Genomic DNA, 18,033 nt, shown 5'->3' with positions numbered 1-18,033 from the left:
TGGTCATGGCCACGGCCCGGCGGCCCCGGGCTCGAAGCACTTGCGCAGGGTCATCGCCGCCGTACTGATCCCCTTCGCCGCCGCCGTTTTCATCGGCATGGCGGTGCTCTGGCCGGGCGGAGCCCCCGCCCACGAGCGCACGGGGGTCGGTTTCGACCGGCAGACCCAGCAGGCCACGGTCGTCTCGCTGGAGCGTGTCGACTGCAAATCCGTGAACGCCTCGCAGGTGCCTCCGACGGGCGATGCGTCCACCCCCGAGGGGCGCGAGGCCCAGGCCGCGCAGACGGGGGAGTGCAGACGCGCCACGGTCGAGGTCGGCACGGGTCCGGAGAAGGGGCGCACCTTCGTGGAGGTCGTCCAGCCCGGTGCGCCGCGGCAGTTGGAGAAGGGCCAGGAGGTGGTCGTGGCCTACGCTCCGGACGCCCCGCGCGACCTCCAGTACTCCGTGATCGACGTCAACCGCAAGTTCCCGATGGCGCTGCTGGCCGGCATCTTCGCCCTCGCGGTCGTGGCCGTCGGGCGGATGCGCGGGGTGTTCGCCCTGATCGCGTTGGCCGTCAGCTTCGGCGTGCTGACCCTCTTCATCCTGCCGGCCATCCTCCAGGGATCGAATCCGCTGCTCGTCGCGGTCATCGGGGCGAGCGCCATCATGCTGATCGCCCTGTACATGTGCCACGGACTGACGGCCCGCACCTCGGTCGCCGTACTCGGCACGCTGGTCTCGCTGCTGCTGATCGGGCTGCTGGGCTCGGTGTTCATCGACTGGGCCTTCCTCACCGGCAACACCGATGACAACACCGGGCTGATCCACGGGCTCTACCCGCAGATCGACATGAGCGGTTTGCTGCTCGCGGGTGTGATCATCGGATCCCTGGGCGTGCTCGACGACGTGACGGTCACCCAGACCTCGGCGGTCTGGGAACTCCATCAGGCCGACCCGTCGATGGGCCCGCGCGGGCTCTACCGGGCGGCGATCCGGATCGGCCGCGACCACATCGCGTCGGTGGTCAACACGCTCGTACTGGCCTACGCGGGCGCCGCCCTGCCGCTTCTGCTGTTGTTCTCGATCGCGAACAGCAGCATGGGATCCGTGGCCAACAGCGAGCTGGTCGCGGAGGAGATCGTACGGACCCTCGTGGGATCGATCGGGCTCGTGGCCTCGGTCCCGGTGACCACCGCACTGGCCGCGCTGGTCGTTTCGGCCGACCGGCCGGGGTCCCCGGCCGCCTCGCCGGCCTCGGGGCCGGTCCGTGGCGGCCGGGGCCGGCGGCGCAAGCGGTGAAAGGTGGTTCCCGAGGAACGGGAACGGAGGGCATCGGGCGGACGCGGGTGGTCGGATCGCGTGCGGCGGCGCCCGTGAAAGCCGATGGGCCGTGGCGCTCGGAGCGTCGGCACACCGATCCGTTCCTCGTGGTCGGCCGGTGTCGTCCGTCGGTCAGCGGACGCCGGCATTTTCCTGTGTTTCAGGTGTGGCCGGTGTTTCAGGTGGTGCAGGCATAGCCCGTATTGCCGGTGCTGCCTCTGTGCTGCTCGTATTGCGCGCGCTGGCGCGCAAGGGCGTCAGCCCGCGTTCTGCTCGTTCTGCTTCGACTCGGCGAGGATCTTGCCGAGCGCCTCGTCGAGGTTCTCCTCGAAATCACCCAGGTTCCGCTCCTGGCCGAGGGGAACGAGCCGGTCGGTCCGGTCGAGGAACGCGACGAGCGGAGCCGCGCTGGCACGGAAGAGGGCCCGGTCGCCGCCCACCTGGAGCCGGATGTGGACATCGGACAGTTCCTCGGGATCGGTGGGGGCGATGCGCACATCACCGTCACCGCACGGCTTGTTGATGCCGTCGAGGAGAAGCTCCCGGCCGAACGCCCAGGTCACGGGCGCGTCTCCGGGAAGGTGGAAGGTCAGGCGGACTGCGTAGGGGTCACGAGCGTCGTACCGGAGTTCCACCGGAATCCGGAACGAGAGTTCCTCGGAAACGAGGAAGCTCATCATGACCTCTGCCTGTACCGACTCGCGCATTGCCTACCCCGCTGTAGTGGAAGTGGCCAGGAATGATCCCCCAAGGCCCTCTTGACAAGAGTGGTGGAAGCGCTAGCAGATCACAAGGAGTGAGTTTTCAGATACTGATAGAGAACGAGAGGGTGCTCAACAGCGCGCCTACTTCACTCCGTAGCCGATCGACTGCATAAAGCAATCGGTCTTGCTGGTGCAGAGGCAGAGAAATCGCCATGGTCGCAGCGGTATCGCCCGCGGTGATGGGGATCGCGGCGCAGACCGTGCCGAGGGCATATTCCTGGCGCTCGGTTACTGGCTGCATTCGTCCGAGGGCGCCGATCCTGTTCTCCAGGGAGCGCAGATCCCTCACGGTATAAGCGGTGATGGCCTCGACCGGGTGGCGGTCGTAGTGGTCCTGGCGGGCCTCTTCGTCGAGCTGACCGAGCAGGCACTGCCCGATGGCGTGCGCGTGGCCGGTCTCCCGGAAGTCGGCCCACTCCTCGCAGGCCGGGTTGGCCGGGGTGTCCGAGACGCCCACGACCTCGATCTCGCCCTCGCGGTAGACCGCGAAGTAGACGGGGGCCCCGACCGCGTCGCGGAAGTGCGCGAGGGAGTCGAGGATCATGCTGCGACGTTTCTGCTGAAGTCCGCCACCGGCTAGCCGCCCGGCGGCGTCGCCCAGCACGAACACTCCGTTCTCTCTGCGCAGATAGCCCTCGTGCGTCAGGGTGCGCAGCAGGTGGTACGCAGTGGGAAGCGGGAGCCCGGCTTCGCGCGCCAGCTGTTTCGCCGGGGCTCCCTCGCTATGGGACCCCACTGCTTCGAGCAGCCTCAGCGCCCTCTGCACCGAACCGATGAGAGTCGGCACACCGGCATTGTGAACCGAAGACAAAGCTCACCCCCAGGCGTGGCGGCGGGCCTTCGGGGAGGCCCGCCCGGCGGGGGCCGCCCCCGCACGTGCCATCGTTCCTGGAGTCGTACTCAGCGGCTACTTGACAGAACCGCAGGTCAGAGCGGAATCGCCGGCTTTCGGTGCCCAGGGAACGGCACAGATTGCCACTCTATCCGCCGATTCCGGGCCTGTGAGCGGTTTACGGCCTCACGTTCCCTCACCTGGCGCAATCGCGGAACCAACTCGTCCGCAACTTCTACCACTCGGTGGACGAGGACTTCGAACCGCTCCGCCCGACCTTCTTCACGACGAAGACCAGACCCCCGACGAGGGCCGCGAAGAGCAGCACCTTGAAGACGAGCCCGATCAGGAAGCCCAGGAAGCTGGTGATCACACCGCCGAAGACGAACAGCACCAGCAGCGGAACAGCGACCCACTTGACCCACCAGGGCATACCCGCGAACGTCTCCCGGATCCCGTTCATGTCTCCTCGACCTCTTCCTCGTTCTCGTCCTCATCCGTGACTTCCTGCTCTCGATGCTAGGAGTCGGCGGATCCGCGTGGGGGCCCGCGAGCCCCCGGAGTCCCCTGATCCGCCCCCTAGGGGCCGGACGCCGGATCGAGCCCGCGACCCTGACACGACGAGCCGATCAGCCCTCCGGCGGGGAGAACACCACCATCACCCTCAAGTCCTCGCTGATGTGGTGGAACTTGTGCGGGACCCCCGCCGGGACGTAGACCACGCTGCCGCGCGCCACCGTCGTCGTCTCCTCCCCGACCGTGATGGAGGCCCGCCCGCTCACCACGAAGTACACCTCGTCCTGACGGTGCGGCTGCTGGGGATCGCTCTGCCCCGCGTCGAGTGCGTACAGCCCGACCGACATGTTCCGCTCGCGCAGGAACTGCAGATAGGCGCCGTCGTTGGCGGCCCGCTCCGCCTCGAGCTCATCCAGCCGGAACGCTTTCATCGTCCTTGTGCCCCTTGTGCTCAGTCGTTCCCGGGTCTCCGCTGATCTGCGGATGTTCCCCCAGGATCTTCTCTGCCACGATCAGACACATGACAAATTTCGTAGTCAAGACGATCGCCAACGCGGCCGCCCTGGCCGTCGCCATCTGGCTGCTCGCCGGCATCACCCTCGACGACGGCAGCAGCCTGGGCCGCCGGACGCTGACGCTGCTCCTGGTCGCGTTGGTCTTCGGCCTGGTCAACGTCATCGTCAAGCCCATCGTGAAGCTGCTCTCGCTGCCGCTGTTCGTCCTCACCCTGGGCCTGTTCACCCTCGTCGTGAACGCCCTGATGCTGATGCTGACTTCGTGGCTCGCCAAGCAGCTCGACCTCAGCTTCCACGTCGACGGCTTCTGGACCGCCCTCGTCGGCGGCCTGATCATCTCCATCGTCAGCTGGGCCGTGAACATGGTCCTGCCCGACAAGAACTGAACAGGCCTCCCATGTACCGCGTGTGCTTCGTCTGCACGGGCAACATCTGCCGCTCCCCCATGGCCGAGTCCGTCTTCCGCGCCCACGTCGCCGAAGCCGGGCTCGGCGCCCTGGTCGAGGTGGACAGCGCGGGGACCGGCGGCTGGCACGAGGGCGACCCGGCCGACCCGCGCACCGTCTCCGTCCTGGAGGCCGCCGGGTACGAGCAGCACCATCGGGCCCGGCGGTTCCGCTCCTCCTGGTTCGCCGGCCTCGACCTCGTCGTCGCTCTCGACGCCGGGCACCTGCGGGACCTCCGGGCGCTCGCTCCCACCCCGCAGGACGCCGCCAAGGTCAGGCTGCTGCGGTCCTTCGACCCGGCGGCCACGGCCGGGGACGGCGACGTACCCGACCCCTACTACGGGCCGCTCGACGGGTTCGAGGAATGCCTTGAGCTGATCGAGGCGGCGAGCCCCGGCCTGCTGGAGGCCGTACGCGAGGCCCTGTCCCTGAAGGAGCAGACCGCATGAACGAGCACCCCGACTCCGGCCCCGGCCCCGGCCCCACCCACGGCTCCGGCACCGATTCCGGCAGCGGCCCGGCGGCCCGGCTCGGCGACGGCACCCTCGCCGTCCGCGCCGGGCTGCCCGCTCCCGTCAAGAACGAACCGACCCTGCCCGGACCGGCCTTCGCCGCCCACTTCCACCTGCCCGGCGACGTCGAGGGCCCGTACACCTACGGCCGCGACACCAACCCCACCTGGACCCTGCTGGAACAGGCCATCGGGGAACTCGAAGCCCCCGGCCAGGACGTCCACACCATCGTCTTCGCCTCCGGGATGGCCGCGGTCTCCGCCGTACTCCTCTCCCAGGCGCGCAGCGGCGACACCGTCGTCCTGCCCGACGACGGCTACCAGGCACTTCCGCTGCTGCGCGAGCAGATGGAGGCGTACGGGATCCACGTGCGCACCGCTCCCACCGCGGACGAAGCCCAGCTCACCGTCCTCGACGGGGCCCGACTGCTGTGGATCGAGACCCCCTCCAACCCCGGGCTCGACGTCGCCGACGTACGCCGCCTCGTGGACGCCGCGCACGCCGGCGGGACCCTGGTCGCCGTCGACAACACCCTGGCCACACCGCTCGGACAGCGGCCGCTGGACCTCGGGGCGGACTTCTCCGTCGCCAGCGGCACCAAGGGCCTCACCGGCCACGGCGACCTGCTCCTCGGCTACGTGGTCTGCCGGGACGCCGCCCTCGCCGCCCTCGTCCGCCGCTGGCGCAAGATCGTCGGCGCGATCCCGGGCCCGATGGAGGCCTGGCTCGCCCACCGCTCCCTGGCCACCATCCAACTGCGGGCACAGCGTCAGTGGGCCAACGCTCTGGCCGTCGCCGAGGCCCTGACCGGGCGCGCCGAGGTGACCGGGGTGCGCTATCCGGGACTTCCCGGCGACCCCTCGCACAAGACGGCCGCCCGCCAGATGCGCGCCTTCGGCTCGGTCGTCTCCTTCACACTGCCTGACCGGGCGCACGCGGAACGCTTCATGAACGCTCTACACCTGGTCGAGGACGCCACGAGTTTCGGCTCCGTACGGTCCACCGCCGAACGGCGCGGACGATGGGGCGGGGACGCCGTGCCCGAGGGCTTCATCCGCTTCTCCGCCGGGGCCGAGGACACCGAGGACCTGGTCGCGGACGTCCTTCGAGCACTCGATTCCGCCGCTGCCGGCAGCTGAACGGGCCCTGGAAAGCGGTCCGAGCCTCCCCCCTCATGGCTCGGACCGCCCGGGTTCGTCGCGGGAGAAACACCGTCGAGAACCACGCGACAAGGCTAATTGACTCTGCGTCAGAGTCCAATCACGGTAGCGACAGGGTCCTATCCGCATATTTATAGTTGAAGGCCCCCACCGAGAGGTCGAGGTGCCGCGATGGATCTGGCTCTGCTGCGCACCTTCGTCGCCGTCCACCGCGCCGGCTCCTTCACCCGCGCCGCCGCCCTCCTCGGTCTGTCCCAGCCGGCCGTCACCTCGCAGATCCGCACCCTCGAACGCCAGCTGGGGCGCCCCCTCTTCCACCGCCGGGCCCGCGGTGTCACCCCCACCGCCGTCGGCGACGAACTCGCCCACAAGGCCGCCCCGCACCTCGACGCCCTGCTGCGGATCACCGAGACCGAGCGGGAGGTCACCGGCGCATTACGCACCCTCCACGTCGCAGGACCCCCGGAATTCCTGGGCCTGCGGGTACTGCCCGCCCTCGCGCCCCTGGTCGGCCAGGGCCACACCCTGCGCGCCACCCTCCAGCCCGGCCCCGAGGAGGCCCTCGACGGCCTCGCCGCAGGACACCACGACCTCGTCGTCACCACCGCACGCCCGCGCGGCGGGCTCTTCACCGCCACCGCCCTGTGCGACGAGGAGCACGTCCTGGTCGCCGCGCCCTACTGGGCCGCCCTCGTGGACCGGGACCGGCTGCGCGAGGAGGGACCCACCGCGCTCGACGGCATCCCGCTCGTCGAGGTCCACGAGAGCCTGCCCCTCGTCACCCGCTACTGGGCCGCCGTCTTCGAGGCGCCGCCCGACTCCGCCGCCACCGTGGTCGCACCCGATCTGCGCGCCGTACTGGAATGTGTGCTGTCCGGCGCCGGGCTCGCCGTGGTCCCCCGCTACCTGTGCCAGGACGCCCTCGACAGCGGCCGGATCGTGGCCCTGGCGGAGCCGCCGGTACCGCCACTGCGCACCTGGTTCCTGGTCACACGGGCCGGCAGCCTCGCACTCGCCCACCTCGCGCGGGCCCACGAACTGCTGCTGCACGCCGCCACGCACTGGTGAGCTCCCGTTCGAGACCCTTGGCGCGTTTCAGAAGCGGAGCAGTGGGCCACTCTTCTCCCATGACCGAACGTCCCGTGGTCAAACGCACCGCCCGCGCGATCCTGCTCGACGGTGACGACCTGATCCTCATCAAGCGCACCAAGCCCGGCGTCGATCCCTACTGGGTCACACCCGGAGGAGGAGTGGAGTCCTCGGACGCCACCGTCGTCGACGCCCTCCACCGAGAGGTCCACGAGGAACTCGGCGCGAAGATCACCGATGTGTTGCCCTGCTTCGTCGACACCGTCGAGCACATCGCCGACGGCGGAGTGACCGGCGTGAAGGTGCAGCACTTCTTCGTCTGCCACCTCGAATCCATGGACCCGAGCCAACGACACGGCCCCGAGATCGACCAGCCCGAGGGTGAATACGAGATCGTCCGCGTGCCCTTCAGCCGGGTCGGCATCGCCGCCGTCCATCTCGTCCCGCTGTCCCTGCGGCACTACCTCGACGGCAACATCGAGGGGGTCCGCGCCATGCACGCGCCCGACCTCGGCTGAAACGGTGGCCTGAGACCGAGAGCGGCTCCGGCTCCCCGGGACAGGCTCCCCGAGACCGGCGGGACATCCCCCGCCGGTCTCACACCGCGACGCCCGCCAGCTCCTCCACCGCATCGTGCCGGATCCGCTCGTCGGGAATCCCGATCCGCTTGAGCTCGTCCACCCCGTTGCGGATCATCGCGGGCGGCCCCGAGATGAACGCGTCGTACGAACTCCACGGCCCGTGCTCACCCACCGCCATCGGCAACTGCCCGGCCAACGCATTGCCGACCACGGGGCGCACCGACAGCCACGGGTGCGTGCGCTGCAATCCCAGCAGGGTGTCCTTGTCATAGAGGTCGTGGTCGCTGCGCGCCCCGTAGAACACCTCCACGGGCCGCCGCTCCCCGTGTTCGGCCACGTCCTCGATCAGTGCCTTGATCGGCGCGATGCCGGTACCGCCGCCCAGGCACAGCATCCCGTTGTCCGTGGTGTGGTCCACGATCATCGACCCGGCCGGCGGGCCCAGCCGCAGCACGTCTCCCGGGCGGGCGTGGCGCACCAGCGCGTTGGAGACCCACCCCGCCGGAACGGCCTTGACGTGGAAGGACAGCAGACCGTCGGCTCGCGGCGCCGACGCGAAGGAGTAGTGCCGCCACACCCGCGGCCACCACGGGGTCTCCAGGCTCGTGTACTGGCCGGCCAGGAAGGCGTACGGCTGGTCCGGGCGGACCGTCAGCACCGCGATGTCCGGCGTGCGCAGATCGTGGGAGACCACCTCCGCGTGCCACCACGCCGGTGCCTTCGCCTCGTCCGCGGCCGCCGCGTCGATCATGATCTGGGAGATCGCGGTGTACGCGCGCACCCACGCGGCCTCCGTCTCCGGCCCCCAGGTCTCGTGCGCGTACCGGGCCAACGCCCCGATCAGGGCCTCACCCACCGCGGGGTAGTGCCCGGCCATGGTGCCGTACTTGCGGTGCCCCGTGCCCAGCCGGCGCAGGTAGGGGGCGAGCACATCCGGATTGTCGATGTGTTCGGCGGCGGTGAGCAGCGCCTTCAGCAGCCGGTCCCGCTGTACGTCCATGGCCGCGGGGAACATGCCCCGGACCTCCGGGTGTCCCGTGAACACCAATGCGTAGAAGTACGAGGTCACCCTGTCGGCGACCGGTGCGATCTCCACGAGGGTCCGGCGGATCAGCACGGCGTCGGGCGAGGGCTCGGGCACCTCGCCCTCACCGGGTATCCGGGTCGTTCCCCGTCTGGCCGATCTGGTGGGCGGAGCGTCCATGCGGTGCCTCGCTTCGAGCATCTCGGTCGGTTTGCACACGCCACGGCCTGTGAATCCGTGGATCCGGGCTTCACAGCGTGCCGGCCGACTCAGATGCCTGGGGGGAATTGCGGAAAATCCGCGTTTCGAACCCACTTTCCCCTTAAGATGCTTCAACTCCCGGGCGTGCCGCCCCTACGAGCTGATATGCCTCTCGAAGGTCCCTGCCCTCATATACATGGGTCGCACGCTCCGCCAGATAAGGCCGCGCGTTGACCGCCACGGAGACCGCGACGGCCTCGAAGAGCACGGCGTCGGTCCCCGAATCCCCGTACGCGACGCAGTCGCCCCGGCTCACCCCGAACCGCTCGCACAGCCGGTCCGCCACCGTGACCTTGCCCTCGGGCGTCAGGATCCCGGCCGCCTCCACGGGCCGGGTGAACGGCACCTCGGGGAAGACCGAACCGTGCGCGGCGTGCGCGCCCCACTCCAGCAGCAGTTCCACGAAGAAGGACGGCGACAGCGAGATCACCGCGCAGTAGTCCCCGCGCTCCCGGATCTCCCGCCACACGTCCTGGATGCCCGCGAGCCACGGCGCACCCTCGAAGGCCGCCCGGACATGGGCGGGGGTCAGGTCCGCCCAGAGCGCGTGTGCCGCCACCGAGAACTGGTGCGGACCGATATCCCCGGCACCGAAGGACCGCTCCAGAGCAGCGATCTCGGCGCCCACGCCGAGCTGACGGGAGATCTCGACCGGCGCCGCCGAGCCGTACATCAGCGTCCCATCGAGGTCGAAGAGGTGCAGGAGAGTCATAGCCGTCGAGGCTAGTCGGTGCCTTCCTGGCGGGACACCCTGTTTCAGGGTCGATGTTTCACGTGAAACATCGCCAATGTTTCACGTGAAACATCAGCCCAAATCCCCTGGACTGACCCCGGTCGATGATCCAGTCTGGGCCGGGTGACACCACCACACATCACCGATCTGCCGATCCGGGCGCTGAGCGTGGACGATCTCCGCCACTGCGCCGACCTGTCAGAGGACCGCGGCTGGCCCCGCGAGGACCACAAATGGGGACTGCTCCTCGCCGCCGGAAACGGCTACGGCATGGACGCCCCGGACGGTCTCGGCCTGGCGGCCGCCTGCGTCGTCACCCAGTACGGCAACACCCACGCCGGACCGGAGCTCGCCGCCATCGGGATGGTCCTGGTCGCCGACCGCTACGCCCGCCAAGGCCTGGGGCGCCGCCTCATGGAACACGTCTGCGACGACGTACTCAAGGGCGTCCCCCTCACCCTGCACGCCACCCCCTACGGACGCCCCCTCTACGAGGAGCTCGGCTTCGACGCCACCGGCCGCGCCGAGATGCTGAAGGGCACTTTCCGCCCCGAAGGCACGCCCGGCGCCTACGACACCCCCCGGGTCCGGCCCGCCAACGCCGAAGACCTCCAGCGGATCCTGCGCCTGGACGCCGAGGTCTTCGGCACCGACCGCACCCACCTGATCATCCGGCTGCCCGCCTTCGCCGATCAGCTGCTCGTCGCCGAGGACCCCACCGGCGACGGCACCCTCACGGGATACGCGGCGGCCTGGCCGAACATGGACACCCATGTCATCGGCCCTCTGGTCGCCCGCGACATCGGCACCGCCCAGTCACTGATCACCGCGCTCGCCCAGGGCACCGACCGGCCGCTGCGCACCGATGTCGACGTCCGCCACGAGGAGCTGCTCGGCTGGCTCAAGGAGCGCGGCCTCGACTCGATCACCTTCAACGCCGTGATGACGCGCGGCATCCCCGGGCTGCCCGGTGACTGGACCCGCCGCTGGGCACCGCTCACCGTGGCCGCGGGCTGAGAAAGGACGACCACGATGAACGACACCCCGAACCCGGCGGACCTCTCCGACCTCTCCGGCCTGTCCATCCGCCCGGCCGGCGAGGCCGATCTGCCCGCCATCGTCGCCATGCTCGCCGACGACCCGCTCGGCGCCACCCGCGAATCCCCGGACGACCTCACTCCGTACCGGGCGGCCCTCAAGCGCCTGGCCGACGACCCCAACCAGCACCTGGTCGTCGCCGTCCGAGCGGACCGGGTCGTCGGCACCCTCCAGCTGACGATCGTGCCGGGCCTCTCCCGCAAGGGATCCACCCGCTCCATCATCGAAGGAGTCCGCGTCCACTCCGACGAGCGCGGCAGCGGCCTGGGCACCCGGTTCATCGAATGGGCCATCGAGAAATCCCGCGCCGAGAACTGCGACCTCGTCCAGCTGACCTCCGACGCGACCCGGACCGACGCCCACCGCTTCTACGAGCGGCTCGGCTTCACCGCCTCCCACGTCGGCTTCAAACTCCAGCTCTGACAGAGCGGAACCGACAGGCCGGACCGACAGGCCGGACCGACGGGCCGGGCCGCACTGTCCGCGGCCCGGCCTACGATCGGGAGGATGAGCCCGAGCCTCCCCCTCATCACCACCGCCGAGCGCCGCGACCGGCTCGGCCGGCGCCACCGCCTGGCTCCCTCGGCCCGCGCCGCCACGGTGCCCCAGGCGGCCGACGCCGTAGTCGCCCTCCACGCCACCGACGCCGCGACCGTCTTCCTGTCGGCCCGCGCCCGGATGGCACGGGGCGGGCCGGACACGATCGAGCAGGCCCTCTACGAGGACGTCAGCCTCGTGCGGCTGCTCAGCATGCGGAACACGCTCTTCGCGGTCTCCGCCGAACTGGCCCCGTACGTCGACTCCTCCACCGCTCGCGCGATCGCCGTCAAGGAGCGCCGCACCCTCCTCAAACACCTCGACGAGGACGGACAGGGCCTCGATGCCGACTGGCTGGCCCGGGCCGAGGCCTCCGCCCTGGACGCGCTCGACGCCCGCGGCCCCTCCACCGGCAGCCAGCTGTCCGCGGCCGTGCCCGCCCTGCGCCAGAAGATCACCATCGGCCGTGGGAAGAAGTACGAGACCGAGACGGGCGTCGCCACCCGGGTCATCCGCCTGCTCGCCGCAGACGGCCGGATCCGCCGCGACCGCCCACGCGGGTCCTGGACCTCCAGCCAGTACCGCTGGGTCCACACCGAGCCGTGGCCCCCCGTGCCCGCCCCCGAGGCGCGCGCCGAGATCGCCCGGCGCTGGCTCCACGCCTACGGCCCCGCGACCGAGGCCGACCTCAAGTGGTGGACCGGCTGGACCCTCACCGACGTCCGCAAGGCCCTCGCCGCCGTCGGCCCCGAGCAGGTCCGCCTCGACGACGGCACCACCGCCCTCGTGTGCCCCGGCGACACCGCTCCCGAACCGGCCACCGAGCCCTGGGCCGCCCTCCTGCCCGCCCTCGACCCCACCGCCATGGGCTGGGCCGACCGCGGCTTCCACCTCGACCCCGCCTACAAGAGCGCGCTCTTCGACTACGCCGGCAACATCGGCCCGACCGTGTGGTGGAACGGCGAGATCATCGGCGGCTGGGCCCAGCGGGCCGACGGCGAAATCGTCCGGCGACTGCTGGGCAGCCCCGGCCGCGCCGCCGAGAAGGCGGTCGCCGCCGAGGCGGACCGGCTCGCCGGATGGCTGGGAGAGGCCCGCATCACCCCGCGTTTCCGCACTCCGCTGGAGCGCGAACTCGTGGCCTGAACCGCCGCCACCCGAACCGACGCCGCCGCAGAGACCGCCGCCACCCGAACCGACGCCACCGATGCCGACGCGTCAGCCGATGCCCCGCCAGCCCTGCGGGTCCACCCCGCCGGGCACCGGAGCCCCGGCGTCGTACGGCTCCCGCGTGAACACGAAGGACGCCAGGTCGAGGTGGCTCACCGAGCCGTCCTCCCCGCGCACCGCCCGCAACGTCTCCCCCGCGTAGTAGCCGGACAGCCCCGTCCAGCTGCCGTCCGCCTCGGCCCGGAACCGCGCCGACCGCCCGGCCCCGCCCAGCGGCGCCAGCTCCAGCGACCCGTCCGCCTTCAGCCGCACCACCTGCGCCGAAGTCCCCCAGTACCAGGGGCCGCACAACTCCAGCGGCACCCGGTCGGACTCCCGGAACGGCCGCCAGGGCTCCGGGAACCGCGGCTCGGCGTCAGCCACGATCGCCACCAGGTCCGCTGCCACCGTCGACGCGGGCAGACCCGACGTACAGTTCGCGAGCACCACCGCCGCCACGTCGTCCGCCTCGCTCAGCCAGAGCCCGGCGACGAACCCGGGCAGTGATCCGCTGTGTCCCGCCAGCCGGCGCCCGCCCTGGGCCGCCAGCTGCATCCCCAGCCCGTACCCGAGATCGGCGATGCCCGGTTCCGGCGGCGCCGCCGCGGTGCGCATCTCCCGTACGGACTCCGCACTCAGCACCCGCTCGTCCCCACGCAGCAGGAAGGCCGCGAAACGGGCCAAGTCCCCGGTCGTGGACCACAGTTGACCGGCCGAGGCCATCAGGCCCAGGTCCTCCGGCGGCTCCGCCATCATGACGTCCGCCCACGGGTGCACCGCCCAGCCCCCCGCGTGCGGGGCCTGCGGCGCCCTGCTCGTACGGCTCAGCCCCAGCGGCTCCAGCACCTCGGACCGCAGCACCTCATCCCACGGCCTCCCGCGCAACGCCTCGACGAGCGAACCCAGCAGCGTGTAACCGGGGTTGGAGTAGTGGTGCCGCTGCCCGGGCGTGTGCTTGAAGGGTTCCGCGCCCAGTACGTCGGCCAGCTCGGGCCGCGTGTCGCCCGGCGTGCGCTCCCACCACGGGCCCGGCGTCTCCGCGGCGAGTCCGCCTGTGTGCGCCAGCAGTTGGGCGACGGTCACCTCGCCGGCCCCGGTCCCGGGCAGGTGCCGCTCCAGCGGGTCCGCGAGCGACAACAACCCCTCGTCCCGCAGCCGCAGCACCAGAACGGCGGTGAAGGTCTTGCTGATCGACCCGATCCGGTACTGGACGTTCCCGTCCGGACCGTGGCCCTCGACGGAGGTCCGCGAGCCCTCCCAGACCACCTCCCCGCCCCGCACGACGGCAGCCACCACCGACGGCGCCCGCCCCTCGCTCTGCGCCACGGCGATCCGGTGCCTCAGCGCACGCCGGGTGGCGGGAAGGAGTTCCAGGTCCTCGGAGAGCTCATCCATGATCGAATGCTACGTGTTGGCCATGTCCACGAACCGCGAGTAGTGGCCCTGGAAGGCCACGGTGATGGTGGCCGTGGGGCCGTTGCGGTGCTTCGCCACGATCAGGTCCGCCTCGCCCGCGCGCGGGGACTCCTTCTCGTACGCGTCCTCGCGGTGCAGCAGGATCACCATGTCGGCGTCCTGCTCGATGGAGCCGGATTCACGCAGGTCGGAGACCATCGGCTTCTTGTCCGTGCGCTGCTCGGGACCACGGTTCAGCTGGGAGAGCGCGATCACGGGGACCTCCAGCTCCTTCGCCAGCAGCTTGAGGTTTCGGGACATGTCCGAGACCTCCTGCTGACGGCTCTCGGGACGGCGCGAACCACCCGATTGCATCAGCTGGAGGTAGTCGATCACCACGAGCGAGAGGTCGTTGCGCTGCTTGAGCCGACGACACTTGGCGCGGATCTCCATCATCGACAGGTTGGGGGAGTCGTCGATGTACAGCGGGGCGGCGGAGACGTCCGGCATCCGACGGGCCAGCCTGGTCCAGTCGTCGTCCGTCATCGTTCCCGAGCGCATGTGGTGCAGGGCCACCCGGGCTTCTGCCGAGAGCAGGCGCATCGCGATCTCGTTGCGCCCCATTTCGAGGGAGAAGATCACGCTGGGCAGGTTGGCCTTGATGGAACAGGCTCGGGCGAAGTCCAGCGCGAGGGTGGACTTGCCCATGGCGGGACGGGCCGCGATGACGATCATCTGGCCGGGGTGCAGACCGTTGGTGAGCGAGTCGAGGTCCGTGAAGCCGGTCGGGACACCCGACATCTGGCCACTGCGGGAACCGATCGCCTCGATCTCGTCGAGCGCGCCCTCCATGATGTCGCCCAGCGGCAGGTAGTCCTCGGAGGTCCGCTGCTCGGTGACGGCGTAGATCTCGGCCTGGGCGCTGTTGACGATCTCGTCGACGTCACCGTCGGCCGCGTATCCCATCTGCGTGATCTTCGTACCGGCCGCGACCAGCCGGCGCAGTACCGCCCGCTCGTGGACGATCTCCGCGTAGTACTCGGCGTTGGCCGCCGTCGGCACGGACTGCACCAGCGTGTGCAGGTACGACGCCCCGCCGACCTTGCCGATCTCACCGCGCCGGGTCAGCTCGGCGCCGACCGTGATCGGGTCGGCCGGCTCGCCCTTGGCGTACAGGTCGAGGATGGCCTGGTAGATCGTCTCGTGCGAGGGCCGGTAGAAGTCGTGGCCCTTGATGACCTCGACGACGTCGGCGATGGCGTCCTTCGACAGCAGCATGCCGCCGAGGACGGACTGCTCGGCGTCGAGGTCCTGCGGAGGGACGCGCTCGAAGCCGCCGCCACCACCGCTGCCGCCGCCGTCCCAGGAGCCGCCCTCGCGGCCCCGGTCGTGCTGTTCGTCCCCGCGGCCGCGGCCTTCGCTGTTACGGCGCGGACGGGCGGGCAGACGGTCACTCGGACCGCTGTCGGCCCAGGGGTCGTCCATGGGCTCGGGCATGCTCACCGGGCCGCCTCCTCCCGTCCGCAGCGCGGACCTTGCCGTGCCACTCTTTCTACGACACGGCTCTGACATTTGGGGCACCCGAATCGGCTGTCGGCGAGTCGGGCAACGCACCACGGTAGGGCCGCGAGCGGCGTCAGCCAATCTTGTTATCCACAGGCTGTGTGGATGAGATGTGGACGACGGCGCCAATGCTGTGGGTAAGTCCCCGGAAGCTGTGCACGGACCGGGGGACGACGCTGTGGACAAAATCACCTGACACACCCACACACCACACCTGACCTGCAGATTCTCTCGTCGGGAGGACCTCGCGGGAAAAATCTTGGCCACTGTCTCAAGATCGCCACCAATGAGGCCGCGAGAAGCCCTTGATCGACGCCACGGTAAGGATCTAAAGGGTCTTGCATCTATTACCTGTGGAAGATTAGATTGAGCGCATGACACAGGCCCCCACAGCACCGAAGGCTGCGCCGAGACGCCACGACCGGGAGATCTTCGCCCTCGCCGTCCCCGCCTTCGGCGCACTCGTCGCCGAACCCCTCTTCGTGCTGGCCGACAGCGCCATCGTGGGGCACCTCGGCACGTCCCAACTGGCCGGCCTCGGCATCGCCGCCGCACTGCTCACCACCGCCGTGAGCGTCTTCGTCTTCCTCGCCTACGCCACCACCTCGGCCGTCGCCCGCCGCGTCGGCGCGGGCGACCTCCAGGGGGCCATCCGGCAGGGCATGGACGGCGTCTGGCTCGCCCTCCTGCTCGGCGCCGCCGTCATCGCCGTGGTCCTGCCCACGGCACCCTCGCTCATCTCCCTCTTCGGGGCCTCCGACACCGTCGCCCCGTACGCGGTCACCTATCTGCGGATCTCGGCCCTCGGCATCCCGGCCATGCTCATGGTCCTCGCCGCCACCGGCGTCCTGCGCGGCCTCCAGGACACCCGCACCCCGCTCTACGTCGCCATCGGCGGCTTCGCCCTCAACGCCGCCCTGAACGCGGCCCTCGTCTACGGCGCCGGGCTCGGCATCGCGGGCTCCGCCTGGGGCACGGTCACGGCCCAGTGCGCCATGGCCGCCGCCTACCTCGTCGTGGTCGTACGCGGCGCCCGCCGACACGGCGCATCCCTGCGCCCCGACGCGGCGGGGATCCGGGCCTGCGCGCAGGCCGGAGCACCCCTGCTCGTCCGCACGCTGTCCCTTCGCGCCATCCTGCTCATCGCGACCGCCGTGGCCGCCCGGCTCGGCGACGCCGACATCGCCGCCCACCAGGTCCTGCTCTCCCTGTGGAGCCTGCTCGCCTTCGCACTGGACGCCATCGCCATCGCCGGACAGGCGATCATCGGCCGCTACCTGGGCGCCGGCGACACCGAGGGCGCCAAGGCCGTCTGCCGGCGCATGGTCCAGTGGGGCATCGGCTCGGGCATCGTGCTCGGCCTGCTGGTCGTCGTGGCCCGCCCGGTGTTGATCCCGCTGTTCACCAGCGATCCCGCCGTCGAGCACGCCATCCTGCCCGCCCTGCTGGTCGTGGCGCTCTCCCAGCCCATCGGCGGCGTGGTCTTCGTCCTCGACGGCGTCCTCATGGGCGCGGGCGACGGACCCTACCTGGCCCGGGCGATGCTGCTGACCCTCGCCGTGTTCACCCCGGCCGCCCTGCTCGTCCCCGTCCTGGGAGGCGGGGTGACGGCCCTGTGGTGCGCCATGACGCTGATGATGCTGGTCCGCATGGCCACCCTCCAACTGCGCGCCCGCTCGGGCCGCTGGCTGGTCGCGGGAGCCACCCGGTAGCCGACGTTTCACGTGAAACAACGACGAAGGGCCGCACCCCAACGGGGTGCGGCCCTTCGTTTCGCAGCCCTTAGGCGGCGACGACCTCGATGCCCACGTTCGCGGCCACGTCGGCGTGCAGACGCACGGAGACCTGGTACGAACCGAGGGTCTTGATCGGGGAGCCCAGCTCGACGCGGCGCTTGTCGACCTTCGGGCCACCCGAAGCCTCGATCGCCGTGGCGATGTCGGCCGGGGTCACGGAACCGAAGAGACGACCGGCGTCACCCGCGCGGGTGGCCAGACGGACCTTCACGCCCTCGAGCTTGGCCTTGACCTCGTTGGCCTGCTCGATGGTCGCGATCTCGTGGATCTTGCGGGCGCGGCGGATCTGCGCCACGTCCTTCTCGCCACCCTTGGTCCAGCGGATCGCGAAACCACGCGGGACCAGGTAGTTGCGAGCGTAACCGTCCTTGACGTCGACGACATCGCCGGCGGTACCGAGGCCAGAGACCTCGTGGGTCAGGATGATCTTCATTAGTCGGTCACCCTTTCCTTATCGCGCGGTGGACGTGTAGGGCAGCAGCGCCATCTCACGGCTGTTCTTCACGGCCGTGGCGACGTCACGCTGGTGCTGCGTGCAGTTGCCGGTAACGCGGCGGGCACGGATCTTGCCGCGGTCGGAAATGAACTTCCGCAGCATGTTCGTGTCCTTGTAGTCCACGTACGCGGTCTTGTCCTTGCAGAACGCGCAGACCTTCTTCTTAGGCTTGCGCACAGGCGGCTTCGCCATTGTGTCTCTCC

Annotated in this window: 20 protein-coding genes; 10 read left to right on the top strand and 10 right to left on the bottom strand. The window is 70.3% G+C overall.

All coding sequences use genetic code 11. The features are described 5' to 3' along the window. The first annotated feature begins 40 nt into the window (after positions 1-40). Positions 41-1,282 carry a YibE/F family protein gene (locus tag ACIQ5Y_RS05630; RefSeq protein ID WP_403875241.1) on the top strand — a complete coding sequence of 414 codons (1,242 nt, stop codon included), beginning with the start codon at positions 41-43 and terminating at the stop codon, positions 1,280-1,282. A gap of 278 nt (positions 1,283-1,560) precedes the next feature. On the opposite strand, the gene ACIQ5Y_RS05625 is transcribed toward ACIQ5Y_RS05630, so the two are convergent. The 4 genes from ACIQ5Y_RS05625 to ACIQ5Y_RS05610 all read right to left on the bottom strand — a co-directional run bounded on the left by ACIQ5Y_RS05625 (position 1,561) and on the right by ACIQ5Y_RS05610 (position 3,846). Then, positions 1,561-2,010 (bottom strand): SsgA family sporulation/cell division regulator, encoded by a 450-nt coding sequence (locus ACIQ5Y_RS05625; RefSeq protein WP_403875239.1) that lies wholly within the window; start codon positions 2,008-2,010, stop codon positions 1,561-1,563. Between the two features lie 97 nt (positions 2,011-2,107). Then, entirely contained in the window at positions 2,108-2,854 is a 747-nt protein-coding gene (locus ACIQ5Y_RS05620; protein WP_403875237.1) for an IclR family transcriptional regulator, read from the bottom strand. A 280-nt stretch (positions 2,855-3,134) separates the two neighbouring features. Continuing rightward, positions 3,135-3,362, bottom strand: a complete 228-nt coding sequence (locus ACIQ5Y_RS05615; protein WP_403875235.1) for a DUF5326 family protein — start codon at positions 3,360-3,362, stop codon at positions 3,135-3,137. 166 nt (positions 3,363-3,528) lie between these two features. Continuing rightward, positions 3,529-3,846: a cupin domain-containing protein gene (locus tag ACIQ5Y_RS05610; protein WP_069921097.1), complete on the bottom strand. Its 318-nt coding sequence runs from the start codon at positions 3,844-3,846 to the stop codon at positions 3,529-3,531. Positions 3,847-3,935: 89 nt separating this feature from the next. Here ACIQ5Y_RS05610 and ACIQ5Y_RS05605 point away from each other — a divergent pair, with 89 nt between their 5' ends. The 5 genes from ACIQ5Y_RS05605 to ACIQ5Y_RS05585 all read left to right on the top strand — a co-directional run bounded on the left by ACIQ5Y_RS05605 (position 3,936) and on the right by ACIQ5Y_RS05585 (position 7,655). Beyond that, positions 3,936-4,316 carry a phage holin family protein gene (locus tag ACIQ5Y_RS05605; RefSeq protein WP_403875233.1) on the top strand — a complete coding sequence of 127 codons (381 nt, stop codon included), beginning with the start codon at positions 3,936-3,938 and terminating at the stop codon, positions 4,314-4,316. Positions 4,317-4,327: 11 nt separating this feature from the next. After that, positions 4,328-4,825 carry a low molecular weight protein-tyrosine-phosphatase gene (locus ACIQ5Y_RS05600; protein ID WP_403875231.1) on the top strand — a complete coding sequence of 166 codons (498 nt, stop codon included), beginning with the start codon at positions 4,328-4,330 and terminating at the stop codon, positions 4,823-4,825. Then, positions 4,822-6,027: a cystathionine gamma-lyase gene (locus ACIQ5Y_RS05595; protein WP_403875229.1), complete on the top strand. Its 1,206-nt coding sequence runs from the start codon at positions 4,822-4,824 to the stop codon at positions 6,025-6,027. Before ACIQ5Y_RS05600 ends, ACIQ5Y_RS05595 begins: the two co-directional genes overlap by 4 nt. Positions 6,028-6,219: 192 nt before the next feature. Then, positions 6,220-7,116 carry a LysR family transcriptional regulator gene (locus ACIQ5Y_RS05590; protein ID WP_403875227.1) on the top strand — a complete coding sequence of 299 codons (897 nt, stop codon included), beginning with the start codon at positions 6,220-6,222 and terminating at the stop codon, positions 7,114-7,116. A 59-nt stretch (positions 7,117-7,175) separates the two neighbouring features. Continuing rightward, on the top strand, positions 7,176-7,655 hold the full coding sequence (locus ACIQ5Y_RS05585) for an NUDIX domain-containing protein (protein WP_403875225.1): 480 nt from the start codon (positions 7,176-7,178) through the stop codon (positions 7,653-7,655). 79 nt (positions 7,656-7,734) lie between these two features. Here the strand turns inward: ACIQ5Y_RS05585 and ACIQ5Y_RS05580 are convergent, their stop codons facing one another. Both ACIQ5Y_RS05580 and ACIQ5Y_RS05575 read right to left on the bottom strand, forming a co-directional pair. Beyond that, positions 7,735-9,078, bottom strand: coding sequence for a globin domain-containing protein (locus tag ACIQ5Y_RS05580; RefSeq protein ID WP_403875224.1), 1,344 nt, complete (start codon positions 9,076-9,078; stop codon positions 7,735-7,737). Further along, on the bottom strand, positions 9,065-9,715 hold the full coding sequence (locus ACIQ5Y_RS05575; protein ID WP_403875222.1) for an HAD family hydrolase: 651 nt from the start codon (positions 9,713-9,715) through the stop codon (positions 9,065-9,067). The genes ACIQ5Y_RS05580 and ACIQ5Y_RS05575 overlap by 14 nt, the downstream gene beginning before the upstream one ends. Before the next feature lie 144 nt (positions 9,716-9,859). On the opposite strand from ACIQ5Y_RS05575, the gene ACIQ5Y_RS05570 reads away from it, so the two are divergent. The 3 genes from ACIQ5Y_RS05570 to ACIQ5Y_RS05560 all read left to right on the top strand — a co-directional run bounded on the left by ACIQ5Y_RS05570 (position 9,860) and on the right by ACIQ5Y_RS05560 (position 12,517). Further along, positions 9,860-10,753 (top strand): GNAT family N-acetyltransferase, encoded by an 894-nt coding sequence (locus ACIQ5Y_RS05570; protein ID WP_403875220.1) that lies wholly within the window; start codon positions 9,860-9,862, stop codon positions 10,751-10,753. Positions 10,754-10,768: 15 nt separating this feature from the next. Beyond that, entirely contained in the window at positions 10,769-11,257 is a 489-nt protein-coding gene (locus ACIQ5Y_RS05565; protein ID WP_403875218.1) for a GNAT family N-acetyltransferase, read from the top strand. 84 nt (positions 11,258-11,341) lie between these two features. Beyond that, complete coding sequence (locus ACIQ5Y_RS05560) at positions 11,342-12,517, top strand: winged helix DNA-binding domain-containing protein (RefSeq protein WP_403875216.1); 1,176 nt, start codon at positions 11,342-11,344, stop codon at positions 12,515-12,517. Between the two features lie 72 nt (positions 12,518-12,589). On the opposite strand, the gene ACIQ5Y_RS05555 is transcribed toward ACIQ5Y_RS05560, so the two are convergent. Both ACIQ5Y_RS05555 and dnaB read right to left on the bottom strand, forming a co-directional pair. Further along, entirely contained in the window at positions 12,590-13,975 is a 1,386-nt protein-coding gene (locus ACIQ5Y_RS05555) for a serine hydrolase domain-containing protein (RefSeq protein WP_403875214.1), read from the bottom strand. A gap of 9 nt (positions 13,976-13,984) precedes the next feature. Beyond that, positions 13,985-15,460 (bottom strand): replicative DNA helicase, encoded by a 1,476-nt coding sequence (gene dnaB / locus ACIQ5Y_RS05550; protein ID WP_403875702.1) that lies wholly within the window; start codon positions 15,458-15,460, stop codon positions 13,985-13,987. A gap of 452 nt (positions 15,461-15,912) precedes the next feature. On the opposite strand from dnaB, the gene ACIQ5Y_RS05545 reads away from it, so the two are divergent. Next, complete coding sequence (locus ACIQ5Y_RS05545) at positions 15,913-17,250, top strand: MATE family efflux transporter (RefSeq protein ID WP_403875212.1); 1,338 nt, start codon at positions 15,913-15,915, stop codon at positions 17,248-17,250. A 70-nt stretch (positions 17,251-17,320) separates the two neighbouring features. Here the strand turns inward: ACIQ5Y_RS05545 and rplI are convergent, their stop codons facing one another. Together rplI and rpsR are read right to left on the bottom strand one after the other, a co-directional pair. Next, the gene (gene rplI, locus ACIQ5Y_RS05540) at positions 17,321-17,767 is read right to left on the bottom strand and encodes a 50S ribosomal protein L9 (protein ID WP_376656151.1); all 447 of its coding nucleotides are present in this window, start codon (positions 17,765-17,767) and stop codon (positions 17,321-17,323) included. Between the two features lie 18 nt (positions 17,768-17,785). Further along, a complete protein-coding gene (rpsR, locus tag ACIQ5Y_RS05535; protein WP_005315025.1) occupies positions 17,786-18,022 on the bottom strand; it encodes a 30S ribosomal protein S18 in 237 nt (78 codons plus the stop codon). Between the last annotated feature and the right edge of the window lie 11 nt (positions 18,023-18,033).

It is taken from the genome of Streptomyces sp. NPDC096339, from assembly GCF_044762985.1.
Taxonomy (GTDB): Bacteria; Actinomycetota; Actinomycetes; order Streptomycetales; family Streptomycetaceae; genus Streptomyces.
Note: the sequence above shows the minus strand (reverse complement) of the source record. Positions and strands in the feature narration are given on the sequence as shown.